At 72.3% G+C, this 13391-nt stretch carries 12 protein-coding genes; 9 read left to right on the top strand and 3 right to left on the bottom strand.

The features are described from left to right. Window positions 1-298 precede the first annotated feature (298 nt). The 5 genes from ACULK2_RS02675 to ACULK2_RS02655 all read left to right on the top strand — a co-directional run bounded on the left by ACULK2_RS02675 (window position 299) and on the right by ACULK2_RS02655 (window position 5739). Window positions 299-1783: a sugar ABC transporter ATP-binding protein gene (locus ACULK2_RS02675; protein ID WP_445970150.1), complete on the top strand. Its 1485-nt coding sequence runs from the start codon at window positions 299-301 to the stop codon at window positions 1781-1783. Further along, entirely contained in the window at window positions 1780-2832 is a 1053-nt protein-coding gene (locus ACULK2_RS02670) for an ABC transporter permease (protein WP_445970151.1), read from the top strand. The genes ACULK2_RS02675 and ACULK2_RS02670 overlap by 4 nt, the downstream gene beginning before the upstream one ends. Window positions 2833-2979: 147 nt before the next feature. Next, window positions 2980-4155 carry an ROK family protein gene (locus tag ACULK2_RS02665; protein ID WP_445970152.1) on the top strand — a complete coding sequence of 392 codons (1176 nt, stop codon included), beginning with the start codon at window positions 2980-2982 and terminating at the stop codon, window positions 4153-4155. Between the two features lie 55 nt (window positions 4156-4210). Then, on the top strand, window positions 4211-4936 hold the full coding sequence (locus tag ACULK2_RS02660) for a YqaJ viral recombinase family protein (RefSeq protein ID WP_445970153.1): 726 nt from the start codon (window positions 4211-4213) through the stop codon (window positions 4934-4936). After that, window positions 4933-5739, top strand: coding sequence for an alpha/beta fold hydrolase (locus ACULK2_RS02655; protein ID WP_445970154.1), 807 nt, complete (start codon window positions 4933-4935; stop codon window positions 5737-5739). The genes ACULK2_RS02660 and ACULK2_RS02655 overlap by 4 nt, the downstream gene beginning before the upstream one ends. Here ACULK2_RS02655 and ACULK2_RS02650 read toward each other — a convergent pair. After that, window positions 5726-6466 carry a Pr6Pr family membrane protein gene (locus tag ACULK2_RS02650; RefSeq protein ID WP_445970155.1) on the bottom strand — a complete coding sequence of 247 codons (741 nt, stop codon included), beginning with the start codon at window positions 6464-6466 and terminating at the stop codon, window positions 5726-5728. The two genes, ACULK2_RS02655 and ACULK2_RS02650, sit on opposite strands and share 14 nt — an antisense overlap. A gap of 85 nt (window positions 6467-6551) precedes the next feature. Here ACULK2_RS02650 and ACULK2_RS02645 point away from each other — a divergent pair, with 85 nt between their 5' ends. Continuing rightward, window positions 6552-7514 carry an NADP-dependent oxidoreductase gene (locus ACULK2_RS02645; protein WP_445970156.1) on the top strand — a complete coding sequence of 321 codons (963 nt, stop codon included), beginning with the start codon at window positions 6552-6554 and terminating at the stop codon, window positions 7512-7514. A 211-nt stretch (window positions 7515-7725) separates the two neighbouring features. Beyond that, window positions 7726-8679, top strand: coding sequence for a sugar phosphate isomerase/epimerase family protein (locus ACULK2_RS02640; protein WP_445970157.1), 954 nt, complete (start codon window positions 7726-7728; stop codon window positions 8677-8679). A gap of 91 nt (window positions 8680-8770) precedes the next feature. Here the strand turns inward: ACULK2_RS02640 and ACULK2_RS02635 are convergent, their stop codons facing one another. After that, window positions 8771-9736 carry an ArsR/SmtB family transcription factor gene (locus ACULK2_RS02635; protein WP_445970158.1) on the bottom strand — a complete coding sequence of 322 codons (966 nt, stop codon included), beginning with the start codon at window positions 9734-9736 and terminating at the stop codon, window positions 8771-8773. A 55-nt stretch (window positions 9737-9791) separates the two neighbouring features. Here ACULK2_RS02635 and ACULK2_RS02630 point away from each other — a divergent pair, with 55 nt between their 5' ends. Further along, entirely contained in the window at window positions 9792-11162 is a 1371-nt protein-coding gene (locus ACULK2_RS02630) for an MFS transporter (protein WP_445970159.1), read from the top strand. Window positions 11163-11215: 53 nt separating this feature from the next. Continuing rightward, window positions 11216-12595, top strand: a complete 1380-nt coding sequence (locus tag ACULK2_RS02625) for a cryptochrome/photolyase family protein (protein ID WP_445970160.1) — start codon at window positions 11216-11218, stop codon at window positions 12593-12595. A gap of 5 nt (window positions 12596-12600) precedes the next feature. Here the strand turns inward: ACULK2_RS02625 and ACULK2_RS02620 are convergent, their stop codons facing one another. Next, entirely contained in the window at window positions 12601-13203 is a 603-nt protein-coding gene (locus ACULK2_RS02620; protein WP_445970161.1) for a GNAT family N-acetyltransferase, read from the bottom strand. Window positions 13204-13391: the final 188 nt, after the last annotated feature.

Here is a 13391-nt window from a genome sequence, read left to right as displayed (position 1 = left end):
ATTCGTGTTTCCTCTCCTTGGATGTGACGCAGCACCGCCAGATGGACCTCGATTCCATCCGGGTGCCACCACACCCAACGGAGTCCACGCTGACGTTTCGTGAGCGTAGCAGAAGGTACCCGGCTCTGCGCAACTTATGTTTGCGAGACGTTATAAGTGGCGGCTGCGGTCCAAGGCGGCCCGGAAGGCCCCCTCGGCATCGGAAATGAGGAGAATCGAGGAAAGCACTTGCGTCAGCGTGAGTTCCGGTTATGATTTCCGAGTGATCAAAGACGACCATCTTCCGGCATTACTCCGCATGACCGGGATCTCGAAGAGCTTCTCAGGCGTCCAGGCGCTGAAGAACGTCGACCTCGAGATCGTCGCCGGCGAAGTGCACTGCATCCTCGGCCAGAACGGCGCGGGCAAGTCGACCCTGATCAAGACCCTCGCCGGAGCGCACCTTCCGGACGCGGGCACGATCGAGTGGAACGGCGAGCAGGTCTCGCTGCACTCCCCCCAGGACGCGATCGGACTGGGCATCGCCACGATGTACCAGGAGCTCGACGTCGTCGACGGCCTGACCATCGCCGAGAACATCTTCCTCGGGCACGAGCTCGCGGTCGGCGGCCTCCTGCGCGCCGGCGAGGCGAACTCGCGCACGAAGGGACTGCTCGAGCGACTCGGCCACGGCGACCTCTCCCCGACACGCGAGGTCGGCTCGCTGAGCGCGGCGAACAAGCAGATCGTGAGCATGGCCCGCGCCCTGTCGCACGACACCCGCCTCATCATCATGGACGAGCCGTCCGCGGTGCTCGACACCGAGGAGGTGAAGAACCTCTTCCGCGTGGTCCGCGAGCTCACGGCCGACGGCATCGCGGTCGTCTACATCACGCACCGACTCGAGGAGATCCGCGAGATCGGCGACCGCATCACGGTCCTGAAGGACGGCCGCAGCACGGCGAACGGCCTGGAGGTCTCGGAGACGCCCACCTCGGAGCTCATCCGGCGGATGACCGGCCGCGAGGTCGAGAACGTCTTCCCGCCGGCCACGCCGATCCCCGCCGACGCGCCGCTCGCCCTCGAGGTGGAGCGGTTGTCGCTCGAGGGCGTCTTCCACGACGTGAGCTTCACGGTGCGCGCGGGCGAGATCGTGGGGCTCGCGGGGCTCGTCGGTTCCGGCCGCTCCGAGATCCTCGAGACGATCTACGGCGCGAGGCGCGCGACGGGCGGCACCGTCCGCTCGAACGGCCGCGAGCTCCGCCGCGGCTCGGTCCGCGACGCCGTCCGCTCGGGTATCGGCCTCTCGCCGGAGGAGCGCAAGAGCCAGGGGCTGCTGCTCGACGAGCCGATCTTCCGGAACGTCACCCTCTCGTCGTTCACGAGGTTCGCCAAGGGCGGGTTCGTCGACGAGCGGCGCGAGCGCCGCATCGCCGCCGAGCAGATCGACGCGCTCGAACTGCGCCCGGCCGACCCCGACCGTCCGGCCCGCACGCTCTCGGGCGGCAACCAGCAGAAGATCCTGCTGGCGCGCTGGCTCGTGAACCGCACGTCCGTGCTCCTCCTCGACGAGCCGACGCGCGGAGTGGATGTCGGCGCCCGCGCCGAGATCTACGCCCTGATCCGCCGGCTCGCCGCGAACGGCGACGCCGTCGTCGTCGTCTCGAGCGAGATCGAGGAGGTGCTCGGACTCGCCGACACCGTCCTCGTCGTCGGGGACGGACGCATCCTCACCACCGTGAAGTCAGACCAGATCGACGAGCACCAGGTGCTCGACCTCGTCATGAAAGGAACCGCCGCGTGAGCGAGTCCCAGTCCCCCACCATCGCCCCGGCCGAAGGCGGCCCTGCGGCGCCCGAACCCGGTCAGCGGTCGCGATTCACCGCGAAGAGCCTGCTCAGCGGCTCGGTCGGCCGCAACCTCGGCCTGATCCTCGCCCTCGCCGCGCTCTTCGCGGTCGGCGCGATCACGGCCGGCGACCGCTTCACGAACATCGACAACATCCTCGTGATCGTCCGGCTCGCCTCGATCATCGGCGTCATCTCGATCGGCATGACCTTCGTCATCATCGGCGGCGGCATCGACCTGTCGGTGGGCTCCGTCATGGGCCTCGCGTCGGTCGTGGCCACGCTGTCGGCCGTCCAGGCGGCGGCCGACAACTCCACCTGGCTGGTCATGGTCTTCACGGCCCTCGCCGTCGGCCTCGCGGCGGGCTTCCTGAACGGCTTCGTGATCGCCTACGGGAAGGTCGTCGCGTTCATGGCGACCCTGGCGATGCTCGTCGCGGCCCGCGGCCTCGCGGAGATCCTCGCGAACCGCCAGACCCAGGTCGTCCGGATCTCCGAGTTCATCGACTTCATGAACTCCGACCTGCTCGGCGTCGACATGCTCATCTGGATCTTCGTGCTCGTCGCCGTCGCCGGCTGGATCCTCCTGAACCGGACCACGTTCGGCCGCCGCACGGTCGCGATCGGCGGAAACCGCGAGGCGGCTCGCCTCGCGGGCATCGCGGTGCGTCGCCACACCATGTACCTCTACGCGCTCGCCGGCCTCACCGCCGGCATCGCCGCCGTCATGATCCTCGGCCGGACCACGGCGGGCACGTCCACCCACGGCACCCTGTACGAGCTCGACGCCATCGCGGCGGTCGTGGTCGGCGGCACGCTCCTGGCGGGCGGACGCGGCACCATCACCGGCACGGTGTTCGGCGTGCTCATCTTCGCGACCCTGACCAACGTCTTCACGCAGAACAACCTCTCGACCTCCGTGCAGGCGGTCGCGAAGGGCGTGATCATCGTGATCGCGGTGCTCCTGCAGCAGCGGTTCGCGGGGCAGGGTTCGAGGTCGCAGTAGCGGTGGCGCAGCAGGACCGCCGGGCGTATTCCGACGGATGCATGTGCATGCGAGTTTCGTCGGAGGGTATGGGAGAATTGGCAGATGGTTGACGTAAGTGCGCACAGCGACCAACGGCCCCACGTGAACGCGCTGGGATCGACCGCGATGAGCGACCTCTTCCAGATCCTCCGCGACGGTCAGCCCCGCACGCGCAGCGAGCTCGCGTCGATCACCGGCCTCGCTCGAACCACCGTCGCCATGCGCATCGACGCCCTCACCGACCTGGGCCTCGTCGGCCCGGTCGGCGAGGCCGCGTCGACCGGCGGCCGTCCGTCGTCGTTGTTCGCGATCACGGCGAGCGAGCGGTTCGTCGTGGGGGTCGACATCGGCGCCTCGCACATCCGCGTCGCGCTCGCCGACATCACCGGCCGCATCATCGAGGAGACGAACTCGGTCATCGCGGTCTCCGAGGGTCCGCGCATCGTGCTCGACGCCGTCCTGGCCGCCATCCGCGAGCTGCTCGAGCACACGGGCCGCCGCATCGAGCACCTCCTCGCGATCGGGGTCGGCGTCCCGGGTCCGGTCGAGTTCAGCACCGGTCGCCCGATCAACCCGCCGATCATGCCCGGGTGGGATCGCTTCGACGTCGCCGGCTGGATCCGCCAGGAGATCGACGTCCCCGTCCTCGTCGACAACGACGTCAACATCATGGCGCTGGGCGAGCGCGAGCGCGCGTGGCCCGACGTGGATCACCTGCTCTTCGTGAAGATCGCGACGGGCATCGGCGCGGGCGTGATCTCCGGCGGCTTCCTCCAGCGCGGCGCACAGGGGACCGCGGGCGACATCGGCCACGTCTACGTCTCGCGCGGCGCCGAGATCGCCTGCAACTGCGGCAACTTCGGATGCCTCGAGGCCCTCGCCTCGGGGAGCGCGATCGCGCGCGCGCTCACCGCGGCCGGCATCCCCGCGACGAACTCGCGCGATGTCGTCGACCTCGTGAAGAACGGCAACGTCAACGCGATCCAGGCGGTGCGCCAGGCGGGCCGCGACATCGGCGAGGTGCTGACCACGTGCCTCAGCCTCATGAACCCGTCGGTCATCGTCCTCGGCGGTTCGATGGCCGAGGCGGGCGAGCACCTGATCGCGGGCGTCCGCGAGGTCGTCTACCGCCGCTCGATGCCGCTCGCGACCGAGTCGCTGCACATCACGCTGTCCCAGACCGGGGCGGATGCCGCGGTCCTCGGCGCGAGCATGCTGGCCATCCACCACTCGCTCTCCCCCGCGAACATCGAGGCGATGATCGCGCAGTCCGCGGGCGGCGCGCTCCGCGCGGTGAAGTAGCGCCGCGCGTCCGCCGCGCCCGGCGATCGGGGGCGGGCGGGGGTAGCGTGGTCGGGTGACCGACACCCCCTTCGCGCTGTTCGACCTCGAGTCGGTCGCACCGCGTGTGGCGTCGGCACTCCGGCAGCCGCCGCTCGCGCACGAGACGCGCATCGTCGCCGACTCGGGCGACCGGGTGGCCTGGCTCCGGGCGAGGGCGCAGGGCGTGACGGCGACGGATGCGGCGAAGCTCGCGTCCGAGGCGTCGGTGCGCGCCGCGGCGAGCGAGAAGGTCTACGGCGGCGCGCCGCGCCGCGGGTTCGGCGGCAGTCGGTACACCGACCACGGCCGCGAGCGCGAGCCCGTCATCGCCCGATGGGTCCGGAAGGAGCACGGCATCGCACCGTCGAGCCTGCTCTTCCACGCCGAGGCCGAGCGACGGCACCTCGCGACGCCGGACGGCCTCAAGGTGTGCGCCGACGGCTCGCTCGAGCTGTGCGAGATCAAGACGACGTCGAAGCCGTGGCGCGGCATCCCGCGCGGCTACCTCCGCCAGGTGTGGTGGCAGCAGTACGTGCTCGGCGCCGAGCGCACGCTCGTCGTCTGGGAGCAGCACGACGGCTTCGTGCCGATCGGCGACCCGCAGTGCCGGTGGGTCGACCGCGACGAGGACCAGATCGCGCAGCTCGTGCGCCTGGCCGGCATGCTCCTCGAGGCCATCCGCCCGCAGCCCGGTCGGGTCGAGCCTGCGCGGGTCGGCGGTCCCGACCGCTCCTTCTACCGCCCGGGGCCGCTCGCGTGAGCTTCGTGCTCCTGCACGGGCTCGGCGCCGACCGCGGGCAACCGCTCGAGCTGTTCGGGCCGGTGCTCGCGGGGCTCGCAGGCGATGAGACCGGCGGAGCCGCCGACGTGATCGCTCCCGACGTCCGCGCGCACGGCGCCTCCGCCCTCATCGGCGCCGCGGAGGAGTTCGCGCTCGACCGGCTCGCCGACGAGGTCGCCGAGAGCGTCGCGACCGAGCCGGCCGGCGCAGCACGCGGGACCGAACCGGCCCGCCCGTTCACGCTCGTCGGCATCTCGATGGGAGCGGCGATCGCCCTGCGCATCGCCCTGCGCGACCTGCTGCCGGTCGGGCGCGCGGTGTTCGTCCGTCCCGCCTTCGACGACACGTCGCTGCCGCCGAACCTGCGCGCGTTCCCCGTGATCGGCGAGCTCCTCCGCGAGCACGGGCCCGAGGGCGGCGCCGAACGCTTCACGCGCACCGAGCCGTATCACCGGGTCGCCGCGGCATCCCCGCTCGGCGGTCGCGGGCTGCTCGCCCAGTTCCGGGCGCCGGATGCCGCGGCACGCGCCGTCCGCCTGGTCGAGGTCCCCCGCAACCGGGCGTTCGCGTCCGACACGGAGCTCGGCGCGCTCGCGAGCCGCGGCATCCGCTCGCTCGTGGTCGGCGCACCGCGCGACCCGGTGCATCCGTTCGAGCTCGCGGAGCGCTGGGCCTCCGGGCTCGGGGCGCCGCTCGAGCGCGTGCCGGCCCGCGACGACGGGCAGGCGGCCCAGACCGCGGCGATGCGCCAGGCGATCGCGGGATGGCTCAGCCGGTCGTGATCCGGTCGGCGTCCGGGTCCGGCGCCGACGGGGCATCCGTCGCCGTCGTCGGCCCGACGGACCGGGCCGACCCGTCGCGACGGCCGGCCACGCCCGGCTCGGCGTGGGGCCACGGCGTGCGGCTCAGCGCCAGCACGCCCGACCCGACGAGCAGGATGAACGCGGCGATCGCGATCACGTAGATCGCGACCCCGCCGTAGCCCGCCTCCTGCGCGGGGTTCAGGAACGGGTACGGGTACCAGCCGGTGATCGCACCCCTGACGAGCGAGTAGACCGCCCACGCGATCGGGAAGAGCGCGATCGTCCACAGCCGCTGCCACGGGATCCGGTGCCGCCCGGGCGCGAGGACCCAGTCGGCGACGACGTAGAGCGGCGCCCAGACGTGCAGGATCTCGTTCGACCACGGCACGGTCGTCGCCTGGTCGAGCGAGATCTCGCGGAGCAGCAGGTTGTAGACGACGAAGGTCGTCGCCATGTACGTGACCGCGCACGCACGCACCAGGTCGAACCACGGCGGGTCGGCGACCCGGCTGAAGGCGAGCCACGCGCCGACGAGCATGACGAGCGCCGTGAGCGCGTTCGAGAGGATCGTGAAGAAGCTGAAGAAGTTGACGACGAACGCCGCGCGATCCTCGACCATCGACCAGCTGACCGCGAACTGGCCGGCGATCGCCACGATCACGGCCGCGGCGGCGGCCACCCGGAGCACTCCGAACAGTGCGCGCATCCCGTTCCCCCTCGCATCCACCGGCTCCCCGCAGCCTAATGTGCCCCAGAATGGTCGGACGGGAGGCGAGCGGACGGGGGCTTCGATGCGGGCACTGGTGGTCGACGAGACGGGCGAGGGCGCGGTGTTCCGGATGGCGGAGGTGGCGCAGCCGCTCCGCGTGCAGGACGAGGTGCTCGTGCGGGTCGTGGCCGCCGGGGTGAACCCCATCGACCGCAAGACCAAGCTCGGCCGTGGCGTCTCGGCGGCGATCTCGTCGTACCCCGCGATACTCGGCCTCGACTTCGCGGGCGTCGTCGAGGAGGTGCCGTATGCGGCGCACCCGCTGAAGGTCGGCGACCGGGTCTACGGCATGGGGCGCGTGCCACGGATGTCGGGGACCTACGCCGAGGTCGTCAGCGTGCCGTCGATGTCCGTCGCGCCGATGCCGATCGGCACGGGCTTCGTCGAGGCGGCGGGCATCCCGTGCGCGGCGCTCACCGCGTGGGGTGCGGTGGTCGACGTCGCGCGCGCCCACGACGGGCAGCGCATGCTCGTCCACGCCGGCGCCGGCGGCGTCGGGCACTTCGCGGTGCAGCTCGCGACGTACTTCGGCGCGCAGGTCACGGCGACGGGCTCGCCGCGCAACGCCGACTTCCTCCGCTCGATCGGCGCGCACCGCGTCATCGACCACACCTCCGAGCGGTTCGAGGAGGTCGCCGGCGAGCAGGACGTCGTGATCGACCTCGTCGGCAACGTGGTCGACGACACCGGAACGCGGTCGCTCGACGTGATCCGCCGCGGCGGTCTCATCGTGAACGTGCCGACCGGGTCGTGGCCCACCATGGCCGCGGAGGCGGCCGCACGCGGCATCCGCTCGACCGGCTTCGTGGTCTCGCCCGACGCGCGGACCCTCTCGGTGATCTCGCGCCTCGTCGACGACGGGGCGCTTCGGGTGCACGTCGACGAGGTGTTCCCGCTCGAGGAGGGCGAGCGCGCGCACGCGCGTCTCGGCGGCGGGCACGTCCGCGGCAAGCTCGTGCTGCGCGTCGCCGACGAGCCGGCGTAGCGCCGGCCCGCGGCGAGCGGGCGCGCCGGTCCGCCATTCGAGGGCGACTCCGTCCCGGGATCGCGGGCGGGCCACTTCTGGCCTGTGCTGCGCGGCTTGTGTTACAGGGCGTGCAGTTCCTGTTGACTTAACGCATTGCGTCGTCGAAAGTTGACTGCACATGCTCGAAGGCGAGTCGAGGGCGACGGCGCTCTCGTGAAAGGACACCCCCATGTGCTACGGATTCGACGGCGACCAGGCGATGCAGGCATCGCTCGACCAGCGCGGCATCAGCAGGCGAGGCGTGCTGATGGGGCTGCTCGGCGCCTCCGCCGCCGCGCTCACCCTCGGAGGCGGGGCGACGCCCGCCGTCGCCGACGTCGCGACCAAGCCGTGGAAGCGGGTCCCGCCCGGGAAGATCAGCCTCCAGCTCTGGACGGTGCGCGCGGACCTCGGCGCGCCCTGGGGCCCCGGCGACTACGACACCACGCTGCGCGCGATCGCCGAGCTCGGCTACCCGAAGGTGGAGCAGGCGCTCGGCTACTTCGGCCGGTCGGCGGCCGAACTCCGCGCGTTCTACGACTCGATCGGCATCCGTGCCACCTCGTCCCACGACGGGGTGTCGGCCGACGACGCGGCGCTCGCGATCAAGCTCGAGAACGCGGCGACGCTCGGGCAGAAGTACCTGAACGTGCCCTACTTCGCCTCGAACTCCCTGTCCGACTGGCAGGCGCTCGCGGACCGCATGAACGTCGAGGCCCAGGCCGCGGCCTCGTACGGCATCGCGTACGGGTACCACAACCACGCGCACGAGTTCACGACCGACCTCGGCGGCGGACGGACTCCCTGGCAGGTGCTGACCGAGCGTCTGGACCCGGCGCTCGTCCACCTCGAGATCGACCTCTACTGGGCGGTCACCGGCGGCGTGAACACCGGTGCGGCCGACCCGGTGCAGTTCACCCTCGACACCATCGCCGCGGCGCCGCAGCGGGTGCGCCAGTTCCACGTGAAGGACCGCCACCTCGACGGCGACATGGCGGACCTCGGCACGGGCACGATCGCGTTCGATCGGATCTTCCGGGCGCACGCGGTCGAGGAGTACATCGTCGAGAACGACACGCCCGATGTCACGCCGCTCCAGACGGCCGAGGTCGGGTACGACTACCTCCACGCCCTCCGGTTCTGACCTCCTCCGGGCACGTCGGCGGCGGGCACGCGCAGTGAACCCGCGCCCGTCGCCGACGGGCCGGCCCGACGACCTCCGGCATCCAGCCGGTTCAGCCGGCGGGGACGGCGCCCTCGAGCAACGCGGAACCCAACTCGCTGCGCAGGTAGAGCATGCTGCGTCCGTGCCGGGTGCTCACGAGCAGTCCGGCGTCGCGGAGCGCCCTCAGATGCTGGTTCACGGCGCTCGCCGTGACGCCGAAGCGCACGCCCAGCTCGGTCGACGAGGCCGGATCGCCGAGTGCGACCAGCAGCGAGGCGCGGGTCTCCCCGAGGATCCCGGCCACCGCGGCGGGATTCGCGACGCGTTCCGCCTCCCAGAGTGCGCCCTGCCCCCGCGCCGGGTACATGAGCATCGGCGGGCCGTCGCCGACGGGGGCGGAAGCTCGCCGCGTGAACATCGTCGGCACGAGGGTGAGGCCGGTGCCGACGATCGCCTGCGTGCGGTCGCGGGGATCCCGCAGTCGCACGCGGAGCACGTCGCCGTCGAAGTCGACCGTCGCCGTGAGCCCGTTGAGCATCGCACCCAGCCCGTGCTGGGCGATCTGCCGCCCGCGATGCACGACGTCCGCCTCGAGCACCGCGCGCATCCTCGGCCAGTACGGCGCGAAGCTCGCCGTCCAGAGCTCCTCGAGCGCGGCGACCATCCGTCGGATCGCCGCCCGGGGCGGACCGTCGAGCGCATCCGGCACGCGGCCGTGCACGGCGACGAGGTCCTCGTGGAACCGCTCCGGCGGGAGCTCGCGCAGGGCCGCCAGTTCCTCGTCGAGACGCGTCAGCGGCGACCGGGGTCGCGGGTTGAGGAAGTCCGGCGTCCACATGCGCTCGTCGATGAGCGCGTCGAGCACCTCGTGGTCGAGGTCGCCTCGGGCGGCTTCGGTCCGGCGTACCCAGGGCAGCTGCAGCGGGAAGCGCTCGGGAGCGTGGACGGCCCGGAGCGAAAGCCCGAGTTCGCTCAGCGGGGAGATGCCGAAGCGGACGGCGGCGACGTCCTGCTCATCGAGCACGTAGCGCAACATGTAGCACAACGCTACATCGATTCCGAGGCATCCGGAGGTCTGGGAGAACTGACGCGTGACCACCCCGGCTCGACTTCCGCTCCTCGCACGCCTCCTCGCCCCGCTCGCCGATCCGGTGCTGCGGGCACTCGTCGTCGCCACGCTCATCAGCCGGGTCGGCCGCGGGATCTTCCTGACGGTGACCGTCCTGTACTTCACGTTCGTCGTCGGGCTGCCCGCCCACGAGGTCGCCGTGGTGCTCACGCTCGCGAGCGCCGCCGGCGTGCTGTCGTCGTTCGCGGGCGGCTGGCTCGCCGACCGGATCAGCGCACGGCGGTTGCTGATCGGCCTCTCGATCGCCGACGGCATCGGGCTCGTCTCCTACGTCTTCGCCGGGGACTTCGCGGCGGCGCTCGTGATCGCGATGCTCGTGGGCGCGGTCGAACAGGGCGCGAACGCCACGCGGAGCGCGATCATCGCGCGGGCGTTCACCGGCGAGGCGCGCGTCGGCGCCCGTGCGGTGCTCCGCACCGTCACCAACGTCTCGATCGCCGCCGGATCCGGCATCGGGGCGCTCGCCCTCGCGCTCGGAACCCCGGAGGCCTACCGCACGACCATCGTGCTGGCGGGCGCAGCATCGCTCCTCGGCGTCACGCAACTCGTCCGGCTCCCCCGTTCGGTCGACGCCCCGGCGCCGCGAGCATCCCGACCGGTGACGACCGCCACCGGGTCGACGGATGTCGCCGCCTCCGCTCGGGCGGAGCGCATCGCGCTGCGCGCCCACTCCCCCTGGCGCGACCCGCGCTACCTGCTGCTGACCCTGCTCACCGCAGTGTTCGGCATGCAGTTCGCCGTCACGAACATCGGGGTTCCGCTCTGGGTCGCCCACTCCACCGAGGCGCCCGCGGTCGTCGTGTCGGCCGTGCTCATCCTGAACACCGTGATCGTCATCCTGTTCCAGGTGCCGCTCTCGCGCGGCACCCACGACCTGCGCGTCGCGGGCCGCGTCTCGGCGATCGCCGCCTGGCTCATGGCCGTCGCCTGCATCGTGTACGCGCTCTCGGCCGGACTGCCCGCGTGGGGCGCCGTGGCGGTCGTGCTCGGCGCGGCGCTCGCCCATGCGCTCGCCGAGGTGCTCTCGCAGGCCGGCGGCTGGGGGCTGAGCTACGAGCTCGCCGATCCCGTCCGCGCGGGCACCTACCAGGGCGTGTTCGGCATGGGCTACTCGATCGGGGCGATGTGCGCACCGCTCGTCGTGGCAGCGACCGCGCTCGAGCATGGACTCGCCGGGTGGGGGGTGCTCGCCGCGGTGTTCCTCGCGTCGGGCCTCGGCACGTGGGCGATCGCGCGATCGGCGGCGCGCTCCGCCGCTCGGGCCCCCGCACCAGGTGCCGAGGGCGACGACGTGCCGGTCGAGACGGGCGGCGCCGCGATCGCGTCCACCTGATCCGCAGTCAACCCCCAGCGACGACGACGGATGCCTCGGCTAGCGTCGAGCCCATGGGTGCCGCGCCGTCGATCGTCTGGTTCCGCGACGACCTGCGGGTGGGCGACCATCCCGCGCTGCACGCGGCGGTCGAACGCGGCGAGCCGATCGTCGCGGTGCACGTGCTCGACGAGGCGTCCCCCGGCATCCGGCCCCTCGGCGGTGCCGCGAAGTGGTGGCTGCACCACTCGCTCGCCTCGCTCGCCGACGACCTGCGGGAGCGCGGCGTGCGGCTGGTGCTCCGGCGCGGCGCGGCGGGCCGCGCCATCCGCTCGCTCGTCGACGAGGTCGGCGCCGGCGCGGTGTTCTGGAACCGTCGCTACGGCGGCCCCGAGCGCGAGATCGACGCCGACCTGAAGTCCGACCTGTCGGACGCAGGGCTCGAGGTGCGCAGCTTCGACGGGTCGCTGCTGTTCGAGCCGTGGACGATCCGCACCGGGTCGGGCACGCCGTTCTCGGTCTTCACCCCGTTCTGGAAGGCGTGCCTCGCGGCCGACGAGCCGCGGCACCCGCTTCCCGCGCCGAGCGAGCTCGACGGGCACGGCGGGCCGACCGGTCGCGGCGGCCCCGCGAGCGACGACCTCGACGACTGGGACCTGCTGCCCACTCGGCCCGACTGGGCCGGCGGGCTCCGCGACGCATGGGAGCCCGGCGAGCGCGCCGCCCACCGGCGCCTGCGCGACTTCCTCGCCGACGACCTCGGCGACTACGCCACGGGTCGCGACCGGCTCGACCGGCGGTCGACCAGTCGGCTCTCGCCGCACCTCAGATGGGGCGAGATCAGCCCGCACCAGATCTGGCATGCGACGCGGGAGCGAGCCGCCGGCACCGAGGGGGCGCGCAAGTTCCTCGCCGAGGTCGGCTGGCGCGAGTTCGCCTACCACGTGCTCTTCCACTTCCCCGAGCTCGCGACGCGGAACTGGCGCGAGGAGTTCGACGCGTTCCCGTGGCCGCGGCTGCACCCGTCGGCGCTCACCGCATGGGAGGAGGGCCGCACCGGGGTGCCGGTGGTGGATGCCGCGATGCGCGAGCTCTGGCACACGGGCGGCATGCACAACCGGGCGCGCATGATCACGGCGTCGTTCCTCACCAAGAACCTGCTCATCGACTGGCGCCGCGGCGAGCAGTGGTTCTGGGACACCCTCGTCGACGCCGACCCCGCGTCCAACCCCTTCGGCTGGCAGTGGGTGGCCGGGTCGGGGGCGGATGCCGCGCCGTACTTCCGGGTCTTCAACCCGGAGCTGCAGCGGGAGAAGTTCGATCCCGACGGGCGGTACGTCGGGCGGTGGGTGCCCGAACTCGACTCCGACGGCTACCCGGAGCCGATCGTCGACCTGAAGGAGACGCGGGCCGCCGCGCTCGCGGCGTACGAGCACGTGAAGGCGTCGCGGTAGCTCCGCTACGCCCGCCGCACCGCGCGCTCGAGCACGTGGTCGTGCTCGATCCGGTCGCCGAGCCGGAACCCCTTCGAGCCGACGACCTCGAAGCCCTGCTTCTCGTAGAAGCGGATGGCGCGGCCGTTCTCCTGGTTCACGCCGAGCCACACGACCGAGGCGCCGGCCGACGCGGCCGCATCGAGGGTCGCCGCCATGAGGGTCCCCGCGATGCCGCCGCCATGGGCCGTGGGGTGCACGTACATCTTGCTGAGCTCGATCGCCGGTCGCGTGGTCACGCTGGCCGCGGCATCCGCGTCGGCCGGCACGCCGTCCTCGGTACCGACGAGCATCGACCAGCCGACGAGGCCGCCGGTCGCGGCGACCTCCTCGGAGCCGGCGAGCGCGATGCCCGCGCCGCTCGCACGGTCCGGCTCGGCGACGAGGATGATCCGCCCGGGGTCGGAGAGGTACTCCGCGAAGCGCACCTCGCTGAGCTGCTCGGCGATGAACGACGCGATCGCGTCGGCCGTCGTCGACGGCGGGCACGCGAGCGGGAAGGTGACGGCGGCGAGCCGCGCGAGGGCCTCGGCATCGCCCGCCGCCGCGGGCCGGATCGTGACGGTCACATGGCGACGTTACCCCTCGGACCGCCTCCGCGGTGGAGCCGACCCCGCGAGTGCCGTGCCCGATCCGAGCCGGGATCCGACGGCGACGGTCGCGATGACCGCATGGCGCGAACGGGGTGGCCCGCATCCGTCGCGACCGACACCCGCCGCGTGCCGGTACCCCGGCGCTCCGGTCGGTGGCAGGATCG

The organism is Agromyces molybdatiresistens (assembly GCF_052748445.2).
Note: the sequence above shows the minus strand (reverse complement) of the source record. Positions and strands in the feature narration are given on the sequence as shown.